The organism is Streptomyces sp. NPDC096040, from assembly GCF_040303265.1.
GTDB lineage: Bacteria > Actinomycetota > Actinomycetes > Streptomycetales > Streptomycetaceae > Streptomyces.
Genome location: NZ_JBEOTA010000046.1, coordinates 26,049 through 50,148 on the forward strand (window position 1 = coordinate 26,049; position 24,100 = coordinate 50,148).

At 70.0% G+C, this 24,100-nt stretch carries 21 protein-coding genes and 1 pseudogene; 11 read left to right on the forward strand and 11 right to left on the reverse strand.

Annotated features, from left to right (window positions below; genetic code table 11):
• The first annotated feature begins 21 nt into the window (after positions 1-21).
• Complete coding sequence (locus tag ABTY98_RS38250) at positions 22-1,482, forward strand: aldehyde dehydrogenase family protein (RefSeq protein ID WP_352225754.1); 1,461 nt, start codon at positions 22-24, stop codon at positions 1,480-1,482.
• Between the two features lie 109 nt (positions 1,483-1,591).
• On the forward strand, positions 1,592-2,131 hold the full coding sequence (locus ABTY98_RS38255) for a DinB family protein (RefSeq protein ID WP_352225755.1): 540 nt from the start codon (positions 1,592-1,594) through the stop codon (positions 2,129-2,131).
• Positions 2,132-2,208: 77 nt separating this feature from the next.
• Here the strand turns inward: ABTY98_RS38255 and gad are convergent, their stop codons facing one another.
• Both gad and ABTY98_RS38265 read right to left on the reverse strand, forming a co-directional pair.
• Positions 2,209-3,618, reverse strand: a complete 1,410-nt coding sequence (gad, locus tag ABTY98_RS38260; protein WP_352225756.1) for a glutamate decarboxylase — start codon at positions 3,616-3,618, stop codon at positions 2,209-2,211.
• Positions 3,619-3,649: 31 nt separating this feature from the next.
• Complete coding sequence (locus tag ABTY98_RS38265; RefSeq protein WP_352225757.1) at positions 3,650-4,936, reverse strand: ion channel protein; 1,287 nt, start codon at positions 4,934-4,936, stop codon at positions 3,650-3,652.
• 127 nt (positions 4,937-5,063) lie between these two features.
• Here ABTY98_RS38265 and ABTY98_RS38270 point away from each other — a divergent pair, with 127 nt between their 5' ends.
• Positions 5,064-5,825 carry a MerR family transcriptional regulator gene (locus ABTY98_RS38270; protein ID WP_352225758.1) on the forward strand — a complete coding sequence of 254 codons (762 nt, stop codon included), beginning with the start codon at positions 5,064-5,066 and terminating at the stop codon, positions 5,823-5,825.
• 12 nt (positions 5,826-5,837) lie between these two features.
• Here the strand turns inward: ABTY98_RS38270 and ABTY98_RS38275 are convergent.
• Positions 5,838-6,197: pseudogene (locus ABTY98_RS38275) on the reverse strand (YbjQ family protein); the annotation flags it as partial.
• Positions 6,198-6,331: 134 nt separating this feature from the next.
• On the opposite strand from ABTY98_RS38275, the gene ABTY98_RS38280 reads away from it, so the two are divergent.
• Positions 6,332-7,282, forward strand: coding sequence for a DedA family protein (locus tag ABTY98_RS38280; RefSeq protein ID WP_352225759.1), 951 nt, complete (start codon positions 6,332-6,334; stop codon positions 7,280-7,282).
• Between the two features lie 95 nt (positions 7,283-7,377).
• Here the strand turns inward: ABTY98_RS38280 and ABTY98_RS38285 are convergent, their stop codons facing one another.
• Positions 7,378-9,033, reverse strand: coding sequence for a threonine/serine exporter family protein (locus ABTY98_RS38285; RefSeq protein ID WP_352225760.1), 1,656 nt, complete (start codon positions 9,031-9,033; stop codon positions 7,378-7,380).
• A 120-nt stretch (positions 9,034-9,153) separates the two neighbouring features.
• Positions 9,154-9,645, reverse strand: coding sequence for an inorganic diphosphatase (locus ABTY98_RS38290; RefSeq protein ID WP_352225761.1), 492 nt, complete (start codon positions 9,643-9,645; stop codon positions 9,154-9,156).
• A gap of 79 nt (positions 9,646-9,724) precedes the next feature.
• Here ABTY98_RS38290 and dacB point away from each other — a divergent pair, with 79 nt between their 5' ends.
• From dacB to folE, 6 genes are all read left to right on the forward strand, one after another.
• On the forward strand, positions 9,725-11,368 hold the full coding sequence (dacB, locus tag ABTY98_RS38295; RefSeq protein ID WP_352225762.1) for a D-alanyl-D-alanine carboxypeptidase/D-alanyl-D-alanine endopeptidase: 1,644 nt from the start codon (positions 9,725-9,727) through the stop codon (positions 11,366-11,368).
• 116 nt (positions 11,369-11,484) lie between these two features.
• On the forward strand, positions 11,485-12,618 hold the full coding sequence (locus ABTY98_RS38300) for an Rv3626c family coenzyme F420 biosynthesis-associated protein (RefSeq protein WP_352225763.1): 1,134 nt from the start codon (positions 11,485-11,487) through the stop codon (positions 12,616-12,618).
• A gap of 192 nt (positions 12,619-12,810) precedes the next feature.
• Positions 12,811-13,905 carry a tRNA lysidine(34) synthetase TilS gene (tilS, locus tag ABTY98_RS38305; RefSeq protein ID WP_352225764.1) on the forward strand — a complete coding sequence of 365 codons (1,095 nt, stop codon included), beginning with the start codon at positions 12,811-12,813 and terminating at the stop codon, positions 13,903-13,905.
• A gap of 50 nt (positions 13,906-13,955) precedes the next feature.
• Positions 13,956-14,516, forward strand: a complete 561-nt coding sequence (gene hpt / locus ABTY98_RS38310) for a hypoxanthine phosphoribosyltransferase (RefSeq protein WP_328884372.1) — start codon at positions 13,956-13,958, stop codon at positions 14,514-14,516.
• Between the two features lie 207 nt (positions 14,517-14,723).
• Positions 14,724-16,763: an ATP-dependent zinc metalloprotease FtsH gene (gene ftsH / locus ABTY98_RS38315; protein ID WP_352225765.1), complete on the forward strand. Its 2,040-nt coding sequence runs from the start codon at positions 14,724-14,726 to the stop codon at positions 16,761-16,763.
• A 135-nt stretch (positions 16,764-16,898) separates the two neighbouring features.
• Positions 16,899-17,504 carry a GTP cyclohydrolase I FolE gene (folE, locus tag ABTY98_RS38320; RefSeq protein WP_352225766.1) on the forward strand — a complete coding sequence of 202 codons (606 nt, stop codon included), beginning with the start codon at positions 16,899-16,901 and terminating at the stop codon, positions 17,502-17,504.
• A gap of 16 nt (positions 17,505-17,520) precedes the next feature.
• Here folE and ABTY98_RS38325 read toward each other — a convergent pair whose 3' ends face one another.
• The 6 genes from ABTY98_RS38325 to ABTY98_RS38350 form a co-directional block, all read right to left on the reverse strand.
• Positions 17,521-18,009 (reverse strand): DUF3180 domain-containing protein, encoded by a 489-nt coding sequence (locus ABTY98_RS38325; protein ID WP_352225767.1) that lies wholly within the window; start codon positions 18,007-18,009, stop codon positions 17,521-17,523.
• 50 nt (positions 18,010-18,059) lie between these two features.
• Entirely contained in the window at positions 18,060-18,671 is a 612-nt protein-coding gene (gene folK, locus ABTY98_RS38330; RefSeq protein WP_352225768.1) for a 2-amino-4-hydroxy-6-hydroxymethyldihydropteridine diphosphokinase, read from the reverse strand.
• The gene (folB, locus tag ABTY98_RS38335) at positions 18,668-19,027 is read right to left on the reverse strand and encodes a dihydroneopterin aldolase (RefSeq protein ID WP_352225769.1); all 360 of its coding nucleotides are present in this window, start codon (positions 19,025-19,027) and stop codon (positions 18,668-18,670) included. Before folB ends, folK begins: the two co-directional genes overlap by 4 nt.
• Before the next feature lie 265 nt (positions 19,028-19,292).
• Entirely contained in the window at positions 19,293-19,796 is a 504-nt protein-coding gene (locus tag ABTY98_RS38340) for a nuclear transport factor 2 family protein (RefSeq protein WP_352225770.1), read from the reverse strand.
• Positions 19,793-20,734: a dihydropteroate synthase gene (folP, locus tag ABTY98_RS38345; RefSeq protein WP_352225771.1), complete on the reverse strand. Its 942-nt coding sequence runs from the start codon at positions 20,732-20,734 to the stop codon at positions 19,793-19,795. The genes ABTY98_RS38340 and folP overlap by 4 nt, the downstream gene beginning before the upstream one ends.
• A gap of 111 nt (positions 20,735-20,845) precedes the next feature.
• Positions 20,846-22,657, reverse strand: a complete 1,812-nt coding sequence (locus ABTY98_RS38350; RefSeq protein ID WP_352225772.1) for a phosphatidylglycerol lysyltransferase domain-containing protein — start codon at positions 22,655-22,657, stop codon at positions 20,846-20,848.
• 224 nt (positions 22,658-22,881) lie between these two features.
• On the opposite strand from ABTY98_RS38350, the gene ABTY98_RS38355 reads away from it, so the two are divergent.
• Positions 22,882-24,009 carry an alpha/beta hydrolase gene (locus tag ABTY98_RS38355; RefSeq protein ID WP_352225773.1) on the forward strand — a complete coding sequence of 376 codons (1,128 nt, stop codon included), beginning with the start codon at positions 22,882-22,884 and terminating at the stop codon, positions 24,007-24,009.
• Positions 24,010-24,100: the final 91 nt, after the last annotated feature.

Here is a 24,100-nt window from a genome sequence, read left to right on the forward strand (position 1 = left end):
AGCAGGGGATCGAGGGATCACATGTCGTCCTATTTCACCGACCTGGCCCAGCAGTACATCGACGGTGAGTGGCGCCCGGGGACCGGTTCCTGGGACATCATCGACTTCAACCCGTACGACGGGGAGAAGCTGGCGTCGATCACCATAGCCTCGGTCGAGGAGATAGATCAGGCCTACCAGGCCGCCGCGCGCGCCCAGAAGCAGTGGGCCGCCACCAATCCCTACGCCCGCCGTGCCGTCTTCGAGAAGGCCCTGCGCCTCATCGGGGAGCGCGAGGCGGAGATCACCGACGCGATCATCGCCGAGCTCGGCGGCACGCATCTGAAGGCCGCCTTCGAGCTGCACCTCGCCAAGGAGTTCCTGCGCGAGTCGATCCAGTGGGCGCTGCGCCCCGAGGGCAAGATCATGCCCTCCCCGGTGGACGGCAAGGAGAACCGCCTCTACCGCGTGCCGGTCGGTGTCGTGGGCGTGATCAGCCCCTTCAACTTCCCCTTCCTGCTGTCGATCAAGTCGGTCGCCCCGGCGCTCGCTCTCGGCAACGCCGTGGTCCTCAAGCCGCACCAGAACACCCCGATCGTCGGCGGCGCCCTGGTCGCGAAGCTCTTCGAGGACGCGGGCCTGCCGGGCGGCCTGCTCAACGTCGTCGTCACGGACATCGCGGAGATCGGCGACGCCTTCATCGAGCACCCCATCCCGAAGGTCATCTCCTTCACCGGCTCCGACAAGGTCGGCCGCCACGTGGCCACCGTCTGCGCCTCGCTCTTCAAGCGCTCGGTGCTCGAACTGGGCGGAAACAGCGCGCTGGTGGTCCTGGACGACGCCGACATCGACTACGCGGTCGACGCGGCGGTCTTCAGCCGGTACGTCCACCAGGGCCAGGTCTGCATGGCCGCCAACCGTGTGCTGGTCGACCGCTCGATCGCCGACGAGTTCACCGAGAAGTTCGTCGCCAAGGTGAAGACCCTCAAGTCCGGCGACCCGCGCGACCCCCAGACCATCATCGGCCCGGTCATCAACTCCCAGCAGGCCGAGTCGATCTCGGCCACGGTCGAGCAGGCCATCGCCGAGGGCGCCACGGCCCTGGTGCACGGCACGACCACCGACAACCTGGTCGAGCCCTCGGTCCTCACCGACGTCCCGGCCGGCTCCGAGCTGCTCCGCCAGGAGGTCTTCGGCCCGGTCGCCTTCCTCATCCCGTTCGACGGCGAGGAGGAGGCCGTACGCCTCGTCAACGACACCCCGTACGGCCTCAGCGGCGCCGTCCACACCGGTGACATCGAGCGGGGCGTGTCCTTCGCCAAGCGGATCGACACCGGCATGTTCCACGTCAACGACGGCACGGTCCACGACGAGCCCGTCGTCCCCTTCGGCGGGGAGAAGCACTCCGGCCTCGGCCGACTGAACGGCGAGACCACAGTGGAGTCCTTCACCACCCTGAAGTGGATCTCGGTCCAGCACGGCCGGAGCGGCTTCCCGTTCTAGCCGGTCGGAGAGGCGGTCACTTCCGGGCCCATTAGGACGTCATCTGTCCTAGTGGGCCCGTAGCTTCGTCGGTGTCAGGGCAACACGACCCGAGGAAAGGCGGCCGGTCATGGTCACTCACGTTCCCGCGGAAGCACAGGGCGACGAGCGCGGAGCACTGCTCTCCTTCATCGAGGAACAGCGCGGCGGCATCCGCCGGGCGCTGCTCGGCCTGACGGACGAGCAGGCGTCGAGCAAGCCGAGCGCGAGCGAGCTGTCCCTGGCGGGCCTGCTCAAGCATGTCACCGAGGTCGAGCAGAGCTGGATCGCCCGCGCCAAGCAGGAGCCGCCCGCCGTGGAGCGGGACCAGTCGAACTGGCACGAGACCTTCCAGCTGGTCGGCGAGGAGACGGTGGCCTCGCAACTCGCCTACTGGGAGCAGGTCGCCGCCGAGACGGAGAAGTTCATCAGCTCCGTCCCCAGCCTCGACGACACCTTCCCGCTCCCGCCGCAGCCGTGGTTCCCCCCGGAGGGCCGGGTCTCCATGCGCTGGGTCTGCCTCCACCTGATCCGCGAACTCGCCCGGCACGCGGGCCACGCCGACATCGTCCGCGAGTCCCTGGACGGGAAGACGGCCTTCGAACTCGTGGCCCTGGAGCAGGCCTCCTAGACACCCCGTAGGGGGCGTCCGGCGGATCACGCCGGCGTCGCGGACCCTGGCAGGCGACTTGATCCGCCGGACAGGTCCTAGTGGTGGAAGCTGGTGGCCGCTTCCTTGTCCCTGGTCGACGGGTGCGGCTGCCGGCGCAGTTCGGGCAGCAGCCGGCTCAGGTCCTCGAGGAACAGCTCGGCCAGGTCCTTGGAGAAGCCGTTGCGGCACACCACCCGCAGCACGGACAGGTCCTCCCGGTTCGCCGGGAAGGTGTACGCCGGCACCAGCCAGCCGCTCTCGCGCAGACGCCGGGAGACGTCGAAGACGTCGTACGACGTCACGTGGTCGGCGACGGTGAAGGCGAACACGGGCAACTCGTCGCCCCGGGTGAGGAGCCGGAAGTCGCCGAGCGCCTCGATGCGTTCGGCGAGCCCGGTGGCCACGTCCCGCGACGCCTGCTGCACCGCGCGGTAGCCGTCCCGGCCGAGCCGCAGGAACGTGTAGTACTGCGCGACCACCTGGGCGCCGGGGCGGGAGAAGTTGAGGGCGAAGGTGGGCATGTCGCCGCCCAGGTAGTTGACCCGGAAGACGAGCTCCTCGGGCAGTGCCTCCTTGTCGCGCCACAGCGCCCAGCCGACGCCCGGGTAGACCAGCCCGTACTTGTGCCCCGAGGTGTTGATCGACGCCACCCGCGGCAGGCGGAAGTCCCATACCAGGTTCTCGTCGAGGAAGGGCGCGATCATGGCGCCGGACGCGCCGTCCACGTGGACCGGGATGTCCAGGCCGGTGCGCTCCTGGAGGGTGTCCAGGGCGGCGCAGAGGTCGGCGATGGGCTCGTACGACCCGTCGAAGGTGGAGCCGAGGATGCCGACGACCCCGATGGTGTTCTCGTCGCACAGCTCGGCGGCGGCCTGCGGGTCCAGGTGGTAACGGTCGCCCTCCATCGGCACGAACCGGGCCTCCACCTCCCAGAAGTTGCAGAACTTCTCCCAGCAGACCTGGACGTTGATGCCCATGATCAGGTTCGGCCGGGCGGTGCCCGGATAGCGGTCGGTGTTGCGCTGCGCCCAGCGGCGCTTCATCGCCATCCCGGCCAGCATGCAGGCCTCGCTGGAGCCGGTCGTCGAACATCCGATCGTGCCGGCCGGATCCGGCGCGTTCCACAGGTCGGCGAGCATCGCCACACAGCGCCGCTCCAGCTCGGCGGTGCGCGGGTACTCGTCCTTGTCGATCATGTTCTTGTCGTCGCACTCCGCCATCAGGACCCCGGCCTGCGGTTCCATCCAGGTGGTGACGAAGGTGGCGAGATTCAGCCGGGCGTTGCCGTCCAGCATCAGCTCGTCATGAACCAGTTGGTAGGCCGTCGAGGGCGGCAGCGGGCCGTCCGGCAGCCGGTGCGTGGGAGGGGCCTCCACCATGCCGGCGACCGGGCTCGCCTCACCGAAGAACGGGTTGACGGACATGGGTCGCTCTCGGTGGTTCCCGGATCCTTTGTGGAGCGGCATGACAGTGCCTCCTAGAGCAGTTTCACAAGGTTCAGCGCAGGGCCGTGCCGTCCGCCCGCAACTGCATCTTCGGCCGTCCGGTCACCAGCAGCCACGCGGGCAGCGACGCGATGCACAGCAGGGCGAGGATCACCGGCGAGGCCACGAGCACGGCGGCTGTGAACAGGCTCACCCAGCCCTGTCGGGTGATCGCCAACAGCATGCCCAGCACACCTGCCGCCACGCCCACCGAGGGCTGGACGGCGGGCACCAGGGCATGGGCGCACAGCCCGAGGGCCGCGCCGATGAACACCGAGGGGAAGATCCGGCCACCGCGGAAGCCGCAGGCCGCGGCCACCAGCAGCGCGGCCAGCTTCACGACCGTCATCACCGCGAACTGCCCGGCCGACCAGCTCTGCGGGTCCTTCGCCAGGACCGTGACCTCGTCAAGCCCCTTGAAAAGCGTCAGATGGCCGCCCAGCGCGCCCAGAAGACCGAGGACGACACCGCCGGCCGGCAGGGCCAGCATGGGATGCCGGAGGCGCTGGAAGGCCCCGTGGACGTACGGGAAGGCGCAGACGGCGAGCATACCGAGCAGCGCGGCCACGGGGGCGATCAGCAGAGCCGACAGCAGATCGGGCCAGCGCAGCCGGCCGACCGCGGGCAGCCCGAGGTCCAGGGTCGGACGGGCCACCAGGGCGGTCGTCATCGCGCCCGCCCCCGCGGCCGTCAGCGGCCCGAAGAGGTTGTCCCACAGCGCCCCCTTCAGCGGCTTCCCGGCCAGCGCCTCCGAGATCACCAGGGCCGCCGCCACCGGCGTACCGAACATCGCGCCGAGCGTCGCCGCGCCGGCCAGCGCGGGCCACAGCGAGCCCGGCAGCCGGGGCATCGCGAGGCTCCCGAGCCACAGCGCCAGCCCCACGTTCACCGCGATGATCGGGTTCTCGGGACCGAGACTCGGCCCGCCCGCCAGCATCAGCACGGTCGCCAGCAGCAGCCCCGGCAGCACGGCGGGCGGCAACGCCACCGCCTCCAGGCCCAGGGTGGCCGGATCGGGCCCCGCGTGCCCGGGCACCGTCCACACCACCAGGCCGACCGCGATGCCGGTCGCGGTCAGCATCACCAGCATCCACAGCACCGAGTACCGCCCGATGCCGAGCGCGTCCGGCAGGTTGTTCCAGAGAACGTGCTGGAACCGCCCCGCCAGCGAACTCACCAGCAGGTACAGCAGGCTGCTGGCGACGCCGACGACGAGGGAGGGCAGGATCAGCGGCAGCAGGGCACGCGCGGGGGCCGAGGGTGGGGTGGGGAGCGCCTGCCGCGCGGTGTCCTGGGCCACCGCCCCACCATAAGCGGGCAAAACCGACACAACATCCTGAATGAACGGGCGTCAGAAGGCTCCGACGCACCGGGCTTGCACCTCACGTGACGTGAGGACCCAGGGTGGAGCGCGGAAAGGAGCGGAAGTGAGCTACTCCGTCGGACAGGTCGCCGCGTTCGCCGGCGTCACCGTGCGCACCCTGCACCACTACGACGAGATCGGCCTGCTGGTCCCCGGCGAGCGCAGCCCCGCCGGGCACCGGCGTTACGGCGACGCCGACCTCGACCGGCTGCAGCGGATCCTGTTCTACCGGGAGCTCGGCTTCCCACTCGACGAGGTCGCGGCCCTGCTCGACGACCCGGACGCGGACCCGCGCGCGCATCTGCGCCGCCAGCACGACCTGCTGACCGCCCGGATCGAGAAGCTGCAGAAGATGGCCGCGGCCGTGGAGCACGCCATGGAGGCACGCAGGATGGGCATCAACCTCACCCCCGAGGAACGCTTCGAGGTCTTCGGCGACAAGGACCCCGAGCAGTACGCCGAGGAGGCCGAGCAGCGCTGGGGCGGCACCGAGGCCTACGCCGAGTCGCAGCGCCGGGCCGCCCGCTACACCAAGGCCGACTGGCAGCGCATGAAGGCCGAGGTCGACGACTGGGGCGAGCGTTACGCCGCCCTGGTGAACGAGGCCGAGCCGCCGACCGGCGCACGGGCAATGGACATGGCCGAGGAGCACCGGCAGCACATTTCGACCTGGTTCTACGACTGCCCGTACGAGATGCACCGCGGTCTCGCCGGGATGTACATGTCCGACGAGCGCTTCAAGGCGTTCTACGACTCGATGGCCCCGGGCATGGCCAGGCACCTGAAGGAGGCGATCGAGGCGAACGCGGCACGGCACACGGCGTAGCCGGACCTTGTCGACGATGACAGCCGTGCCGTACGCGCACACCTCGGTCCCCGCGTCCGCCGCCCCGGTCACATCGAACCGGAAGGCCGGCACGGCGTTGGCGCCACGCGCGCGTGCCTGTTCCACCAGCCGCTCCATGGCCTGGATGCGGGTCTGTACGAGTGTTTTCGTCAGCCCCTTCAGCTCACCGCCGATCATCGACTTCAGACCCGCGCCGATCTGACTGCCCAGGTGCCGGGAGCGCACGGTCAGCCCGAAGACCTCGCCGATGACCTCCCGCACCCGGTACCCGGGAACGTCGTTCGTGGTGACCACCGGTACATCGGGCCGGGGTCCCCGACCGCCGCCGTATTCTTCGATACCCGTGTCCACAGGTCTTCCCCAGCCCGGCCACAGGGCACCCTGGATCCACCGGTGGAACCTGGGGCGGACACATTGCGTTGATAGCTTTGTGCGGCCGCACCAGGACGCCGTAGTGCCCCCACCCTCAGGAGCCCGGAACCGTTATGACGCTTGCCCTCGGCCCGAGCTGGCTGGATCCGAACCAACTTCTCGACTCGTTCGGCATCTGGGGCCTGCTCCTGGTCGTCTTCGCGGAGTCGGGCCTCTTGATCGGCTTCTTCCTCCCCGGTGACTCCCTCCTGTTCACCTGCGGCCTGCTGATCACCTCGAACCAGCTGGACTTCCCCCTGTGGGGAGCCATCGCCCTGATCTGCGTCGCCGCGATCCTCGGCGACCAGGCGGGCTACATGTTCGGCAAGAAGGTCGGCCCGTCGCTCTTCAACCGCCCGAACTCCCGCCTCTTCAAGCAGGAGAACGTCGCCAAGGCGCACGAGTTCTTCGAGAAGCACGGCCCGAAGTCCCTGATCCTGGCCCGCTTCGTGCCGGTGATCCGCACGTTCACGCCGATCATCGCCGGTGTCAGCGGCATGGCCTACCGCTCGTTCCTGGTGTTCAACGTCATCGGCGGTGCCCTCTGGGGCGCCGGTGTCACCCTGCTCGGCTCTTGGCTCGGCAAGATCGACTTCGTCAAGAACAACATCGAGGCGATCCTGATCCTCATCGTCCTCGTCTCGGTGATCCCGATCATCATCGAATTCCTGCGGGCCCGCTCGAAGAACAAGAAGGCGGCGCCGGCCCAGCAGCCGTTCCAGCAGCACCCCGCCCCGCCGGTGCTGGACGACGCGACGACCCAGCTCCGCAGGATCGACCCGACGTACGGCGGGCAGCAGGCTCCGCAGCAGCAGTACGGCGGGCAGCAGGCTCCGCAGCAGCAGTACGGCCAGCAGCAGGCTCCGCAGCAGCAGTACGGCGGGCAGCAGGCTCCTCAGCAGCAGCAGCAGCAGTACGGCCGGCAGCCCCAGCAGCAGCCGTACTACGGCCAGGGCGGCTACAGCCAGCACGGCTACGGCCAGCAGCAGTACCCGCCCAGCGAGGACCACTACCGAGCGCCGTAAGCGAAAGCGCCCCGGAAGGGGCGCGGGAAACTGCGCGAGCAACCACAACGCACCCGCAGTCGCCGTCTCACCCGAGCCCCCTGCCCTCCAGGCGCTCAGAACCCCCGCGTCCGCTTCGCGGCCCGCCGCTTCCCGGCCGAACCGACCCGCAGCCCCAACCGCGAGATCTCCGACCCCAGGTTGACCCCGATGGCGATGGCCATGGCCAGCGACGCCGCCTTGGCCAACGACACCAACCCCTTGTCGACCTCGTTCTGGGCCATCGACAACAGCCCGAAATAGGTCGCCGACCCCGGCAGCAACGGCCCGATCGCCGCGGTCGTGTACGGCAGCGCGGAAGCGAACCGGTACCGCGACAGCAGCTGCCCGAACAAGCCCACGAGGCCGGCCGCCGCGGCCGTGGAGGCGACCGGCGAGATTCCTCCGGTGTAGTGCATCGCACCGTAAACGCACCACGCCACACCGCCGTTGAGGGTCACGGCCAGCACGGTGGACCGCTCCTGCTGGAGCAGCACGGCGAAGGTCAGCGACAGCACCATCGACGCGGCGATCTGCAGCAGCGGCCGCTCGGAGCCGATCAGCGTCGCGTCGGGGTTGAGCCGGCCACCCAGCTTCACGCCGAAGTACAGGACCGTCAGCACCCCGATGACGATGCCGACGAAGAAGTACATGACCTCCAGCAGGCGCGCGGAGGCGGTGATGTAGAAGCCGGTGAGCCCGTCCTGGACGCCCGCCACGAGGGCCCGTCCGGGCAGCAGTGCGAACAGCCCACCGGTGACGACCGCGGACGCCGCGACATCGACGTGGGCGAGCGCGAAGGCGACCCCGATCGCGGCCGGCGGCATCGCGGCGATCATGAACTGGTAGAACTCCGGCAGCCCTCGCCCAGCGCACAGCCACGCCAGCCGGTCGCCGAGCATCGCGCCGATCGCGGCCGCCACGAACACCAGGAAGTCACCGCCGACGAGCACCGAGGCGGCCCCGGCGAGGAGTCCGCTCGCCCCGGTCAGCGCCCAGCCGGGGTACGGGTGCCGGTTGCGGCGGATCTCCGCGAGCCGCCGGTAGGCCTCCTCCAGGGAGACATGGGTCTCGGGGTCGGTGAGGTCGTCCACGAGCCGGAAGACGGCGGCCAGACGCGTGTAGTCGGTGCCGCGCCGCCGTACCGTCCGGGACGCCGTCACCGGGTCGTCGACGAGCGAGGGCTGGTAGGAGATCGCCAGCAGTGTGAAGGTGACGTTCGGCTCGCAGCGGTCCAGGCCGTACGACCGGCAGACCGCGAACATCGCGGCCTCCACGTCCTCCGCGCCCTCGCCGCCCGCCAGCAGCAGCTCCCCGATACGAAGGGTCAGGTCGAGCACGCGCGGGACAGCCGGCCCGCCCTCCTCGGCCTTCTGCACCGGCTCCGGCGCCGGCCGCTCGGCCACCGGCATACGCAACATCGTGCGCATCCGGTCCTGCCAGGGCGCGTCCTTGATGAGACTGACCGTGGGGAATCCGGAGGCGGGGGTGAAGGCGGCCGGGGCGTCGTAGGCGCTGAAGGTGCTCGGCATGCTGAACGCCGAGCCCTCCGACTCGCCGGTCGCGGGCTGCGGCGCCGCAAGCCCCTTCGGCACCACGAACTCGGACGTGGTCTCAGGCTCGACGCCGGCCTCGGGGACCGCGATGCCCGCCGGAACGGCGAACTCGGACGTGATCTCCGGGTCGTACCGCGCCTCGTCCGACCGGGGCTTGCGGTCCTCCTCCTCCGTCACCGTCGTAACGCTCCCTGAACGACAACTTCACTTGAGCCCCAGTATGAGCATGAACCCACAGCGGACACGAAAAACGGGCCTCACGCGTGCGTGCGGCCCGTTTCCCGTGCTCGGACAGGGTCAGTGACCGCCCTGCTCCTTGAAGCGCTTGTACGACCGCTCGATCTCCGCCTCGGCGTCGGTGCGGCCCACCCAGTTGGCGCCCTCGACGGACTTGCCGGGCTCCAGGTCCTTGTAGACCTCGAAGAAGTGCTGGATCTCCAGGCGGTCGAACTCCGACACGTGGTGGATGTCCCGAAGGTGCTCCACCCGCGGGTCGGACGCCGGGACGCACAGCAGCTTGTCGTCGCCGCCGGCCTCGTCGGTCATCCGGAACATGCCGATGACGCGGCACTTGATGAGGCAGCCGGGAAAGGTCGGCTCCTCCAGGATGACCAGCGCGTCCAGCGGGTCGCCGTCCTCGCCGAGGGTGTTCTCGACGAAGCCGTAGTCGGCCGGGTAACTGGTCGAGGTGAAGAGACGACGGTCCAGGCGGATCCGACCGGTCTCGTGGTCCACCTCGTACTTGTTCCGCGAACCCTTCGGGATCTCGATCGTGACGTCGAACTCCACCGGTGGCTCCTCCATGATCAACACATAGTTCTGATGGTTAAGTGTCCCTCACGCAGGTGTGTGATCGCGAAAGGGGCTGGTGGTCGTGCCAGAGCTGAGGCCTTGGCAGTCCGCGAAACCGCGTGTGCGGAAGCTCGCGGGTGCCGTGCGACCGCGTCTGGCACGCGTGGTGACCGCCACGAAACCGCAGGTCACACGGGCGGCTCGGGCAGTCGGGCCGCGGCTGGCCCGCATCACGCGCGCGACGGGACCCCGGCTGGCCACCCTGGTCCGCTCCCCTCGTCCCCGGACCTTCAGGACCTGGCAGTACACCGCGGGCGCCGCCACGGCCGGGCTCGCGCTGGCCGCCGGTGTGGTGACCGCGGCGGGCCCCTGGGACGCCAACGGTCAGCGTACGGCCGAGCGGGACCGGGCTGTCGCCCTGGAGCGGACGGGTGGTGCAGATCACGGTTCCGGCACCGCCGCGGGAGAACCCAGCCCCGCGCCAAGCGCCGGATCCGTCCTGACGGGCCTGGGCGGCGCCACGAACACCGTGAAGTCGGCGCCGACCGGAGCACCCGCCGGAATCTCAGGAACGGCCCTCACGGACCTCCTGGGGCCCCTCCTGCGCGACTCGGCGCTCGGCAGCACCCGCACCGCCGTGGTCGTCGACGTGGCCACCGGCAGGCGCCTCTACGGCTCCGGCGCCGACACGGCCCTCACCCCCGCCTCCACCACCAAGATCGCCACTGCCGTGGCCGCCCTCTCCGCCCTCGGCCCCGACCACCGCATCACCACACGCGTGGCCCTCGAACCCGGCACCAGGGAGGTCGTCCTGGTCGGCGGCGGCGACCCGACCCTGACCGCCCGCAAGGACGCAGGCGAATGGGCCAGTCTGCGCACCCTCGCCACCGAGACGGCCGGATCGCTGACCGAGCGGGGCATCAAACAGATCACCCTCTCGTACGACACCACGCTCTACACCGGCCCCGACCTGCACTCCATCGGCGCGAACGCCAACCTCGCGCGCGTGAGCCCGCTCATGGCCGACGAGGCCCGCACCGACGGCTCCAGCAACGGCCCGGCGGTCCGGGTGAGCGACCCGGCGGCCGACGCGGCACAGAAGTTCGCCGGCTTCCTGGCGGAGGCCGGCATCAAAACCTCGTCGCCCGGCACCTCCAAGGCGAGCAGCCGGGCCGACACCCTCGCCACCGTCTCCTCGCCCCCGCTGTCCTCGATCGTCGAGCGCATGCTGACCAACAGCGACAACGACATCGCCGAGGCCCTGGCCCGCCAGACGGCGCTGGCGAGCGGCGAGCCGGCGAGTTTCGCCGGGGGAGCGGCCGCGATCCGCGCCCAACTGACCAAGCTGGGCCTGCCGATGACCGGCGCCACCTTCCACGACGGCAGCGGCCTGAACCGTGACGACCGGCTGACGGCGAACCTCCTCACCGCCCTGCTCGTCATGGCCGCCGACGCGGACCGGCCGGGCCTGCGCCCGGTCCTCACCGGCCTGCCCGTGGCCGGCTTCACGGGCACCCTGACCAGCCGTTACACGGACGGCGCGGCAGGCGTCGTACGCGCGAAGACGGGCACCCTGACCGGCGTCAACACCCTGGCGGGCACGGTCGTCGACAAGGACGGGCGCCTGCTGGTGTTCGCCTTCCTCGCGGCGAACACCACGAGCCCGCCGGCGGCCCAGGCGGCACTGGACCGGACGGCGACGGCGCTTGCGGGCCTGTGAACGCCCCGTCCATGCCGACGCAAGCCCCACCGACCCCACCCACCGCACAAACCAGCCGCACCTTCACCAACCTCCACGGTCTGCCCCAAGTGGGAGCGCTAACGTACGGTTGACGCATGACGAGCATCGGTGGCGCTGCTTCTTCTGGGATGGTCGACTGGAATCTCGCGGTGGCGACCGCGACCCGGCTCGTGCGGCCGGGCCCCGAGGTGAGCCGCGACGAGGCCCGGGCCATCGTCGCGGAGCTGCGGCGGCACGCGAAGGCCTCGGAGGAACACGTCCGGGGCTTCACTCGTATGGGGAACGACGACGTCTTCGACACCCCCGTCCTGGTGGTGGACCGCCCGGGCTGGGTGAAGGCGAACGTCGCCGGCTTCCGGGAACTCCTCAAGCCGCTGCTGGACAAGATGCAGGAGCGGCGGGCCGGCAGTCCGGGCGGCGCGGTCCTCGGTGCGGTCGGCGGCAAGGTCACCGGCGTGGAACTCGGCATGCTGCTGTCGTTCCTGTCCTCCCGGGTCCTCGGCCAGTACGAGACCTTCGCCCCCGCCTCCCGCGACCTTCCCGCGGACGAGCACGGCGGCGGACGGCTGCTGCTCGTCGCCCCGAACATCGTCCATGTGGAGCGCGAACTCGACGTACAGCCCCACGACTTCCGCCTGTGGGTGTGCCTGCACGAGGAGACGCACCGCACCCAGTTCACGGCGGTGCCCTGGCTGCGCGCCCATCTGGAGGGCGAGATCCAGGCGTTCCTGTCGGAGACCGACGTCGACCCGATGACCGTCCTCGAACGCGTCAGGGACGCCGCCCAGTCCCTCGCCGGGAGCCGCCCGGAGGCCGAGGAGGACGACGGCGGACGGTCGTTCGTCGAACTGGTGCAGACCCCGGCCCAGCGCGAGATCCTCGGCCGGCTCACCGCCGTCATGTCCCTCCTGGAGGGCCACGCCGACTTCGTCATGGACGGCGTGGGGCCGGCGGTCGTACCGACCGTCGCCGAGATCCGCGAGAAGTTCCAGCAGCGGCGCGCCAAGGGCGCCTCCCGGCTGGACATGACCCTGCGCAAGCTGCTCGGCCTGGATGCCAAACTCCGGCAGTACCGGGACGGCGAGCGCTTTGTGCGGGCCGTCGTCGAGCAGGTCGGCATGGACGGCTTCAACCGGGTGTGGACCTCCCCGAACACCCTGCCGACCAAGGCCGAGATCGCCAAACCGGCGGACTGGGTCGCTCGGGTGCACCGCAAGGCCGAGTCGTGAACCGACGGGGACTGTGGTGAATCGGATCCTGCATACGGCAGGCGAACGCCCCTCCAATCACCCGTCCGAGGGACCGTGAGCGATGGGTAGGCGTGCGATGCTCGGGGAACGGCCCGTTTCTGTCACCATCTACACACTCTGAGTGACCGATCTCGGGTTCACCCCCCGAAAACTTCATGAAGGGAACCGGACATGGGTCCCCATCCTGCGGTCGCGGCGATACGCCTGGCGGTCCGCCGCGTCCTCCACGACATCCTCACCGACAACAGCCGCCACAGCCGTACCACTGGTGAACGCACCGGCGGACGCATCGTCGCGCGCCTCACGCGCCCCACCGGAGACATCCCGGAGCAGTCACCGAACGAGCGGCCCCCCTCCCCGCTCGTCCTCGTGGCGTGCTCCGGCGGCGCCGACTCGATGGCGCTCGCCTCCGCCCTCGCATTCGAGGCACCCAAGCTCGGCGTGCGCGCGGGCGGCATCACCGTCGACCACGGCCTGCAGCCCGGTTCCGACCTGCGGGCCGAAGAAGTCGTCCTGCGGCTGCGCGAACTGGGCCTGGACCCGGCCGAGTCGATCACCGTGACCGTCGGCCGCGACGGCGGGCCCGAGGCCGCGGCCCGGGACGCCCGCTACGCCGCCCTGGACGCCGCCGCCGAGCGGCACGGCGCCACCGCGGTCCTGCTCGGCCACACCAGGGACGACCAGGCCGAAACCGTCCTGCTCGGCCTCGCGCGCGGCTCAGGCATCCGCTCCCTGTCCGGAATGGCCGCGGTCTCGGGGGCCGGCGGCCGTTACCGTCGCCCGTTCCTCCAGCTGGACCGGCAGACCGCCCGCAAGGCCTGCCTGGTCCAGTCCCTGCCGGTCTGGGACGATCCGCACAACGCGGACCCGGCCTACACCCGCTCCCGGCTCCGCCACGAGGGCCTGCCGGCCCTGGAGAAGGCCCTGGGCAAGGGCGTCGTCGAGGCCCTCGCCCGCACCGCCCAGCTCTCCCGCGACGACGCCGACGCCCTCGACACCTGGGCCAGCCAGGCCGAGGCCTCCGTACGGGACGCCGCGGGTCTGCTGGAATGCGCCAAGCTCTACGCCCTGCCACCCGCCGTCCGCCGCCGGATCCTGCGCCGTGCGGCCATCGAGGCGGGCGCACCGGCCGGTTCGCTCTTCGCCCGGCACATCGAGGAAGTCGACCGGCTGATCACCGGGTGGCGCGGTCAGGGGGCCATCAATCTCCCCGGCAAGGTCGTCGCCCGTCGCCAGGGTGGCAGACTGGTGATCCGGCAAGGCTGAATCCGCACCCCCTCGGGGGCCGGGCTCCGCCGGTGGGACGACCGAAAGTGATGCGGGTGGACGCGAAAGACATGGGTGCCGACCTCCAGCGGGTACTCATCACCAAGGAAGAGATCGACGCGAAGCTGGCTGAGCTGGCCGCGAAGATCGACGCGGAGTACGCGGGCAAGGACCTGCTCATCGTCGGCGTCCTCAAGGGCGCCGTGATGGTCATGGCGGACCTCGCCCGGGCGCTGTCCACCCCCGTCACCATGGACTGGATGGCCGTGTCCTCCTACGGCGCGGGCACCCAGTCCTCCGGTGTGGTGCGGATCCTCAAGGACCTCGACACCGACATCAAGGGCCGGCACGTCCTGATCGTCGAGGACATCATCGACTCCGGACTGACCCTGTCGTGGCTGCTGTCCAACCTCGGCTCCCGCGAGCCCGAGTCGCTCAAGGTCTGCACCCTGCTGCGCAAGCCGGACGCGGCCAAGGTCGCCATCGACGTCGAGTGGGTCGGTTTCGACATCCCCAACGAGTTCGTCGTCGGCTACGGCCTCGACTATGCCGAGAAGTACCGCAATCTTCCGTTCGTCGGTACGCTCGCGCCTCACGTCTACGGCGGTTGAACCCCGGCTGATACGCCGGAGGGTCCACTTGCGTAAGACGATCGGGAACCCCAGCGGGTTTCGCGCCGTTGGAGCATGCAGAGACGGGTTTACCAGCCGTCCGAGACGCTCCGTGCGGCTTCGGGCACTCAGGCTGGGGTACCGTCAGAAGAACTGTCTTATCAAACTCACTATGGCAGGAGGGACGGGGCGACACGCTCCGTATGGATGGACGTGAAGCGATACTTCCGTGGGCCGGTCATGTGGATCGTGCTGGCCGTCCTTGCCGTGGTCGTGTTGATGCAGGTCGTCGGCTCGTCCGGCGGCTACAAGACGGTGGACACCGGCCAAGTCGTGGCGGCGATCAACGACAACAAGGTGGAATCGGCGAAGCTGACCACCGGTGACGAGCAGACCATCAAGGTCACGCTCAAGAACGGCGACAAGGTCGACGGCAGCTCGAAGATCCAGGCGAGCTACATCGGCGACCAGGGCGTGACCATCGCCAACACGCTGCAGACCAAGTACCAGGACAAGCAGATCCCCGACGGTTACACCGTCTCGCCGACCAAGCAGAACGCTTTCGTCGGTGTCCTGCTCTCCCTGCTCCCCTTCGTCCTCATCGTGGTCGTCTTCCTGTTCCTGATGAATCAGATGCAGGGCGGCGGCTCCCGGGTCATGAACTTCGGCAAGTCCAAGGCGAAGCTCATCACCAAGGACACCCCGAAGACGACGTTCTCGGACGTCGCGGGCTGTGACGAGGCCGTCGAGGAGCTCCACGAGATCAAGGAGTTCCTCCAGGAGCCGGCCAAGTTCCAGGCCGTCGGCGCCAAGATCCCCAAGGGCGTGCTCCTCTACGGCCGTCCCGGTACCGGCAAGACGCTGCTCGCGCGTGCCGTCGCCGGCGAGGCCGGGGTGCCCTTCTACTCGATCTCCGGTTCCGACTTCGTCGAGATGTTCGTCGGTGTCGGTGCCTCCCGGGTCCGTGACCTCTTCGAGCAGGCCAAGGCGAACGCCCCGGCGATCGTCTTCGTCGACGAGATCGACGCGGTCGGCCGCCATCGCGGCGCCGGCCTCGGCGGCGGTCACGACGAGCGCGAGCAGACCCTGAACCAGTTGCTCGTCGAGATGGACGGCTTCGACGTCAAGGGCGGTGTGATTCTCATCGCCGCGACGAACCGGCCCGACATCCTCGACCCGGCGCTGCTGCGCCCGGGTCGTTTCGACCGCCAGATCGCGGTCGACCCGCCGGACCTGCAGGGCCGTCTGGAGATCCTCAAGGTCCACCAGAAGGGCAAGCCGGTCGCGCCCGACGTCGACCTCGCGGCGGTCGCCCGCCGCACGCCGGGCTTCACCGGCGCGGATCTGTCGAACGTGCTGAACGAGGCGGCGCTGCTCACGGCCCGCAGCGACCGCAAGCTCATCGACAACCAGATGCTCGACGAGGCGATCGACCGGGTGGTCGCGGGCCCGCAGAAGCGGACCCGGATCATGTCGGACAAGGAGAAGAAGATCACCGCGTACCACGAGGGCGGCCACGCCCTGGTCGCGGCGGCCTCCCCGAACTCCGACCCGGTCCACAAGATCACGATCTTGTCCCGTGGCCGCGCCCTCGGTTACACGATGGTCCTGCCGGACGAGGACAAGTACTCGACCACGCGCAACGAGATGCTCGACCAACTCGCCTACATGCTGGGCGGCCGCGCGGCCGAGGAACTGGTCTTCCACGACCCGACCACCGGCGCCGCCAACGACATCGAGAAGGCCACGACCACCGCCCGTGCGATGGTCACGCAGTACGGCATGACCGAGCGTCTCGGCGCGATCAAGTTCGGCGGCGACAACACCGAGCCCTTCCTCGGCCGTGAGATGTCCCACCAGCGCGACTACTCGGAAGAGGTCGCCGCCCTGGTGGACGAGGAAGTCAAGAAGCTGATCGAGAACGCGCACAACGAGGCCTGGGAGATCCTGGTCGAGAACCGCGACGTCCTCGACAACCTGGTGCTCCAGCTGCTGGAGAAGGAGACCCTCGGCAAGGAGCAGATCGCCGAGATCTTCGCCACGATCCACAAGCGGCCCCCGCGGCCTGCGTGGACCGGCTCCTCCCGCCGTACGCCGTCGACCCGCCCGCCGGTGCTCTCCCCGAAGGAGCTCGCACTGACCAACGGGGCGAACGGCGCGACGCCGACGATCAGCACCGCGAAGTCCACGGCGGCCGAGTCGGCCCCGGCGGTCGAGAAGGCCCCGGAGGACCGTCCCGAGAGCTGAGTCACACCGGCCTCATCTGGCTGGGAATGGATGCCGCGCCCCTCAGGATCTAGCCTGGGGGGCGCGGCTTTTCGGTATGCCCGCATATGAGGCGCGTGACCCACAGGCGCCCCCCTAAGGAACGAGGCACCCCAGATGACCGATCCCGTGACCCTGGACGGCGAGGGCACCATCGGCGGATTCGATGAGAAACGCGCCGAGAACGCCGTACGCGAACTCCTGATCGCGGTCGGCGAGGACCCCGACCGTGAAGGGCTCCGGGAGACTCCGGCGCGGGTGGCGCGGGCGTATCGCGAGTTGCTGGCCGGGAACTACCAGCAGCCCGAAGAAGTCCTGACGACGACCTTCGACCTCGGGCATGACGAGATGGTTCTGGTCAAGGACATCGAAATCGTTTCCTTGTGTGAACATCACATGTTGCCGTTCCATGGTGTGGCTCATGTCGGCTACATCCCGGCGGCGACCGGCAAGATCACGGGTCTGTCGAAGCTCGCCCGCCTGGTCGAGGTGTTCGCGCGCCGGCTTCAGGTGCAGGAACGACTCACCACGCAGGTCGCCGACTCACTCATGCGGATTCTCGAGGCTCGTGGCGTGATTGTCGTTGTCGAGGCTGAGCACATGTGCATGTCGGTCCGGGGGATCCGCAAGCCGGGTGCCAAGACGACGACGTCGGCGGTCCGCGGCCAGCTCCGGGACGCCACGACCCGCGCCGAGGCGATGAGCCTGATACTGGCGCGCTGACCTCCCCGAACGGGGCTCAGGCGACCGGCTCGGCCCCGCTGTGGTGGTTGTCGTCGTCCTCCGGGAGCTTGCACACCCGCTCCAGGAACACCGCCGCCGCTATGACGCCGATGCCGGCCAGCACCGAGAAGGCCGAGTAGAGGGCCTGGTCGCGGCGGACGGGGAGGTCCAGGAGTTCCAGCAGGAAGACGCCCGTGCCGCCGTACATGCCGGCGACGAGGGCCGCGACCAGGGCGCTGGCCTGGCCGAAGACGACCGCGCGGGCGGCCATCAGAGGGTCGACGCCCTTGGCGCCCGGGCGGCGCTCGCGCTGGGCCTTGAGGCGAGCGCGCAGCGAGAGCGCCGTGGAGAGCAGGACCACGGCGATCAGGGCGAGGACGATCGGGGCGGCCACCGGCACGCTGGGCAGGGTCCCCACCGAGTTCCACAGGCGGGCCCCCGCCCAGGACAGCACTCCGGCCACGACGAACACACTGGCCAGCACCCTGATCCGCAGCTCTTTCACTGTCTTCCTTCAGCTCCCCCGCAGCGATGTGGTCGTGTCGACCTTAACGACTACTCGGGCAGTCGGAGTTCCAGGTCCGCACGCGCTTCCACACCGTGCCGGGTGACGGCCGCCAGCAACTCGGCGACCGTGCCGCGGCCGGGCAGCAGGGCCTCGGGGTCGACGTCGTACCAGGGCGCGAGCACGAAGGCGCGCTCGTGGGCCCGCGGGTGCGGAAGGGTGAGCTGCGGATCGTCGGAGACGACGTCGGCGTACGCGACGATGTCCACGTCGAGGGTGCGCGGGCCCCAGTGCTCGTCCCTCACCCGGTTGAACGCCTCCTCCACCGCGTGCGCCCGCTCCAGGAGCGAGGACGGCGGGAGGGTGGTCTTCAGCACCACGACCGCGTTGTAGTACGTCGGCTGGCTGCCGGGCTCGACGCCCCACGGCTCCGTCTCGTACACCGGCGACACGGCCTTGATGCGGACGCCCGGGGTGTCCTCCAGGGCGTCGATGGCGCCCTGCAGGGTCTCCAGGCGGTTGCCGAGGTTGGAGCCGAGGGCGACCACGGCGCGTTTGGGGTTGGAGAGAGTGGTGTCGGCGGCGTCGACCTGCTCGACGACGGAGGCGGGCACCGGCTGAACGGTCGGGTCGCTCGGACCCCGCAAAGAGGATGCGGTCATACTCGGCTCCGGGTGATGGTGACGGTGACGTCGTCGAAAGGGACGGTGATCGGCGCGTCCGGTTTGTGGACGCAGACCTCGACCTCTCTTACCCCTTCGTGCTTCAGGCAGGCCTGGGCGATCCGCTCGGCGAGCGTCTCGATCAGGTTCACCGGCTCCCCCTCGACCACGGCGACGACCTCTTCGGCCACCACGCCGTAGTGCACGGTCTTCGCCAGGTCGTCGTCGGCCGCCGCCGGCCGGGTGTCCAGGCCAAGGACGAGGTCCACGAGGAAGGTCTGGCCCTCCTCGCGCTCCTTGGGGAAGACACCGTGGTGCCCGCGGGCCTTCAGGCCGCGCAGCGCGACACGATCCACGCGAATCACTCCTGCAATCGTCGGTAACGGCGAAGTCGCATCGCGTGCGGGCGATGGACCGGCCTCAGACGAATCTACCTGCGGGCACTGACAGAACCGGGTCACGGGGCGGGTGCCCGCGCCGGGCGCGGCAGGGTTCATCGCACGTTTTCCCTGGAGAACCCGGCGGCTCACGGGCTGGTAGCCGCACCTACTGGCGAGTTCGTGATTCCAGCCACTTTTGCGCCACGCGGACCATACGGACCGTGCGGATCGGCGCGGCCGCTCAGGAGGGCGTGTCTTCCTCCTCGTCCTCGTCGCTCGCGGACAGCACCGGGGAGGCGTGGTGGGACCAGAGCTTCCAGCCCTCGGGGGTGCGCCGGAACACGTTCGTGGCGACGACCAGCTGCCCCACCAGCGGGCCGAGCTCCTGTCCGCCCGTGGGGGCCGGGCCGCCGCTGAGGATGTTCTCCGTACAGGTCACCAGGGCGGTGTCGCCGGTGACGGAGACATGTACATCGGTGAGGAAGAACTGGATGTAGTCGGTGTTCGCCATGATCAGCGCGTACGACCGCAGGACCTCGCCGCGGCCGGTCAGCACCGGCCAGCCCGGGTGCACGCAGGAGATCACGCCGCTGTCCGCCGGGTCGTGGTATTCCTCGTCGACGCCCAGATCGGCGGGGGTGAGCCAGAGGCCGGACACCGCCTCGAAATCGGCACGCTCCACCGCCTCGTAGAAGGCCGTGTTGGCGGCCTCGACCTGCTCGACGTCGGTGTGGGGGGCGCTCACCGGGCTCCTTCTGCGCGGTGGGGAGAGGTGCGGTGGGGAGGATTCTGCGAGGCCTGTGCGCCCGGCGCGTCCGTTCGTGTGCGTGCCCCCTCTATGGCCCGCGCGACCCGTACGGCGTCCGCCGTGGCGCGCACCTCGTGCACGCGCACCGCCCACGCGCCGGCGTGCGCCGCGAGCGCGGAGACGGCCGCCGTCGCCGCGTCGCGCTCCCGGGCCGGCGGGGGCGCCCCCTCGGGCCCGGCCAGGACCCGGCCGAGGAACCGCTTGCGGGAGGCGGCCACGAGCAGCGGGTACCCGAGGGCGTGCAGCCGGTCGAGGTGGGCGAGAAGGACCAGGTCGTGCTCGGAGTCCTTGGAGAAGCCGAGGCCGGGGTCGACGACGATGCGGTCGGGAGAGATGCCCCCGGCGAGGACGGCGTCCACGCGCGCGTGCAGTTCGTCGAGGACTTCGGCGACGACGTCCTCGTACACGCCCCTGACGTTGCCGCCCTCAAGGAAGCCGCGCCAGTGCATGACGACGAAGGGGGCGCTCGACTCGGCCACGACGGGGATCATGTCGGCGTCGGCGAGGCCGCCGCTGACGTCGTTGACGAGGGTCGCGCCGGCCGCGAGGGCCTGCTGGGCGACGGAGGCGCGCATGGTGTCGACGGAGACGACGACGCCTTCGGAGGCGAGGCCGCGGACGACGGGGATGACACGGCGCAGTTCCTCGTCCTCGTCGACGCGGCTGGCGCCGGGACGGGTGGACTCGCCGCCGACGTCGACGAGGTCGGCGCCCGCGGCGACGAGGTCGAGGCCGTGCTTGACGGCGATCGTCGTGTCGAACCAGCGGCCGCCGTCGGAGAAGGAGTCGGGGGTGACGTTCACGACCCCCATGACCGCGCACCGGTCCCATGCCGGAAGCCCTGTCACCTGGCCACGTCCGCTGTGGTTGCTCATACGTTCAGCGTAGGCCCAGGAAACGGCGGGCTCGCCGGGTGGCTTTCGGTGGGCCCGAGCGGAACCCCCGGGCTGGAGGGGGAGGGGCGTCCGCTCGGGCCGGTCACGGGGTCACGCCGCTCGTATGCCCTGTTCGGCGACGCCGTGGGAGCAGGGGCGGGCGGCCGGGGCGTTGCGGCGCAGGAAGCGCGGCAGCGGGAGGGCGAGGTTGACGAAGCCCTCGGCCTGCATGGCGGCGAGGCCGATGCGCGGGAGGTCGCCGGAGGCCCGGTAGACCACGAAGCGCGGCTCCCAGCGCGGCTGGAACTTGGCGTTGAACTTGTACAGCGACTCGATCTGGAACCAGCGCGACAGGAAGACCAGCAGTCCGCGCCAGGCGCGCAGCACCGGTCCCGCGCCGATCTTCTCGCCGCGTGCGAGCGCCGAGCGGAACATCGCGAAGTTGAGCGAGATCCGGGTGATGCCGAGCTTAGGGGCGGCCTGGAGGGCGGCCACGATGAGCAGTTCGTTCATCCCGGGGTCGGCCGCGCGGTCGCGGCGCATCAGGTCGAGGGAGACCCCGTCGGTGCCCCAGGGCACGAAGTGCAGGATCGCCTTGAGGTCGCCGTAGGCGCCGGGTGTCTCGTCCGCCTTGTGGGCGGTGGCGATCAGGCAGTCGCCGTCGGCGAGGTCGCCGATGCGGCCCAGGGCCATCGAGAAGCCGCGCTCGGTGTCGGTGCCGCGCCAGTCCTCCGCCGCCCGGCGGATGCGGTCCAGCTCCGCCTCGCCGAGGTCACGGATGCGCCGTACCCGGGTTTCGTAGCCGGCCCGCTCGATGCGCTTGACCATCTGTCGCACGTTGCGCATCGCGCGTCCGGCGAGCGAGAAATCCGCTACGTCCACCACCGCCTCGTCGCCCAGTTCAAGGGCGTCCAGGCCGGTCTCCCGGGTCCACACCTCGCCGCCCGTCTCCGAGCAGCCCATCACGGCGGGGGTCCAGGAGTGGGCCTTGGCCTCGTCCATGAAGCGTTCGATGGCACCGGGCCAGGCCTCGACGTCGCCGATGGGATCCCCGCTGGCGAGCATCACACCGGAGACGACGCGGTAGGTGACCGCCGCCTTGCCGCTGGGCGAGAAGACCACCGCCTTGTCACGGCGGAGCGCGAAGTGGCCGAGTGAGTCACGGGCGCCGTGCTTCTCGAGGAGGGCGCGCAGCCGCGACTCGTCTTCTTCGGTGAGGTGCGCGGCGGGGTGTTCGGGCCGGAAGGCGAGGTAGATGGTGGTGACCGCGGTGATCAGGCCGAGGGCGCCGAGCGAGAAGGCGACCGTCCAAGAGGTGGACCCCTCGTAGTCGACGGGGCCTTCGAAGCCGAACAGGCCGTAGAGGACGTGCGTGATGCGGTCGGCCAGGCTCGGGTCGCCGATCGTGCGCTTCGGGTGGGCGCTGACGATGACCAGCCCGAGGGCGAGCGAACCGGCGCTCATCAGCACGAAGTTGGCGAGCGCGCGCCACCGGCTGCGCGGGTCGGGCAACGCCTTGAACTCGTCGCGGTGGACCACCAGGGGCACGAACAGCGCCAGCGAGATCAGGGCCCCGATGACCGAGTGCCGGTACACGAACTGCGACACCGCGCCGGCCGGCAGCAGTGCGACCGCGGCCCTCCACGCCCGGCGCTTGCGCCGCTTGAGCCCGTGCGCGAGCAGCATCAACAGCACGCCGACGCTGAGCGAGAGCGCGGCGGCGAACGGCCCCAGCGACCCGGGCAGCACCTCGGCCATGGCGTGCATACGGCTGTGCCGGAAGCGCGGGAACACACCCGCGGCGATGTCCAGGACGCCTACGACCGCGCACGCCCTGCCGACCAGAGCGGGGACCGCCTCAGGGCGCGGACCACGGACTATGCGCCGCGCCCGGCCTGATCGGCTCGGAACCTCGCCCGACATTTCCCCATCTATCCTGACAGACATCGCATCCCGTAGTTCCGCGAGAGACCTTGACTCCGGTGCCGATTCGGGCATCCGGCGACATTGCGCCCTCTAGGACGGTGTCTCGGGGGGAGAGGTTCACTCCCCATCGGAAAGCCGGGTCAAAGGCCGAGGAAAGACCGGGGCAAGCCTCGCTGAAAGCGGCGGTCGCCACGAGGGAAAGCGCAGGCAGAAAGCAGCTCATGGGTCTCACGAGTGATAAGACACTGGCATTGGCGATCTTGTTCGCCGTACTCCTGTTCGTAGCCACGGTATGGCTGTGGCCTCGGCTGGCCCGCCGGAACTGGCGGGCCGTCAGCGGCCGCGTCGGCCTTCTGCTGGCCACCCAGACGGCACTTTTCGCGTGCGTCGGGGTAGCCGCCAACCAGGCTTTCGGTTTCTACGCCAGCTGGGCCGACCTGTTCGGGCAGGAGACCGACCAGGGTGTCGTCGTCGACCACGCGCCGGGCGGCGCCGCCGCGGGCCCGCTCCAGGTGCTCTCCACGGGCGACGTGCCCGGCGTGAGCGGTTCGCTGCCGCGGACGGCCGGCCGGCTCCAGAAGGTCGTGGTGGCCGGCCGTACGACCCACCTCGCCACGTCCGCGTATGTGTACCTGCCCCCGGAGTACTTCCAGTCGCGGTACCGCACCCGTACGTTTCCGGTGACGGTCGTCCTGACCGGCTACCCCGGCACCGCGCGTGCGCTGGTGGACAAGCTGCACTACCCCCGTACGGCACACCTGCTGGCCAAGGACGGGCGGATGCGGCCGATGATCCTGGTGATGCTGCGGCCCACGGTCGCGCCGCCCCGGGACACAGAGTGCGTGGACGTCCCGGGCGGGCCGCAGACCGAGACCTTCTTCGCCAAGGACCTGCCCGAAGCCGTGACCGCGCACTACAGAGTGGACAGGGAGCCGGGTGGTTGGGGAATCGTCGGCGACTCGACGGGCGGATACTGCGCGCTGAAACTCGCGATGCACCATCCGGGCGTGTACGGCGTCGGCGCCGGCCTGTCCGCCGACTACAAGGCGCCCGCCGACCGCACGACCGGTGATCTCTTCCGGGGCGACCGGAGACTGCGTGATCGCGCCGACCTGTCGTGGTTCCTGGGCCACGAGCCCGCTCCGGACACCTCGTTGCTGGTCACCAGCAGCAAAGTCGGAGAGAAGAACTACAAGGAGACGATGGAATTCATCGCGCGCGTGCAGGCCACGAACCTGACCCGGATATCGTCGATCATCCTCGACAGCGGCGGCCACAACTTCAATACCTGGCGACGCGAGATCCCCGCGACGCTCCAGTGGATCAGCGGCCGGCTGAACGACCGCTGAACCTGGATCCACCGCGTGATACTCGGTTTTTGGGCGATGAAAAGAGAAGAGGTGCCTGCTGACCTGGGATGATGGGAGTTCCTACGCCCAC

What these genes read in the sequence shown, in the direction of transcription:
- hpt (WP_328884372.1), top strand. Translation starts at nt 13,956, where the DNA reads ATGCGGGTGGACGCGAAAGACATGGGTGCCGACCTCCAGCGGGTACTC.
- ABTY98_RS38350 (WP_352225772.1), bottom strand. Translation starts at nt 22,657, where the DNA reads ATGTCGGGCGAGGTTCCGAGCCGATCAGGCCGGGCGCGGCGCATAGTC.
- folK (WP_352225768.1), bottom strand. Translation starts at nt 18,671, where the DNA reads ATGACCGCATCCTCTTTGCGGGGTCCGAGCGACCCGACCGTTCAGCCG.
- ftsH (WP_352225765.1), top strand. Translation starts at nt 14,724, where the DNA reads ATGGACGTGAAGCGATACTTCCGTGGGCCGGTCATGTGGATCGTGCTG.
- ABTY98_RS38255 (WP_352225755.1), top strand. Translation starts at nt 1,592, where the DNA reads ATGGTCACTCACGTTCCCGCGGAAGCACAGGGCGACGAGCGCGGAGCA.
- folE (WP_352225766.1), top strand. Translation starts at nt 16,899, where the DNA reads ATGACCGATCCCGTGACCCTGGACGGCGAGGGCACCATCGGCGGATTC.
- ABTY98_RS38355 (WP_352225773.1), top strand. Translation starts at nt 22,882, where the DNA reads ATGGGTCTCACGAGTGATAAGACACTGGCATTGGCGATCTTGTTCGCC.
- ABTY98_RS38300 (WP_352225763.1), top strand. Translation starts at nt 11,485, where the DNA reads ATGACGAGCATCGGTGGCGCTGCTTCTTCTGGGATGGTCGACTGGAAT.
- ABTY98_RS38250 (WP_352225754.1), top strand. Translation starts at nt 22, where the DNA reads ATGTCGTCCTATTTCACCGACCTGGCCCAGCAGTACATCGACGGTGAG.
- ABTY98_RS38280 (WP_352225759.1), top strand. Translation starts at nt 6,332, where the DNA reads ATGACGCTTGCCCTCGGCCCGAGCTGGCTGGATCCGAACCAACTTCTC.
- tilS (WP_352225764.1), top strand. Translation starts at nt 12,811, where the DNA reads ATGGGTCCCCATCCTGCGGTCGCGGCGATACGCCTGGCGGTCCGCCGC.
- gad (WP_352225756.1), bottom strand. Translation starts at nt 3,618, where the DNA reads ATGCCGCTCCACAAAGGATCCGGGAACCACCGAGAGCGACCCATGTCC.
- folP (WP_352225771.1), bottom strand. Translation starts at nt 20,734, where the DNA reads ATGAGCAACCACAGCGGACGTGGCCAGGTGACAGGGCTTCCGGCATGG.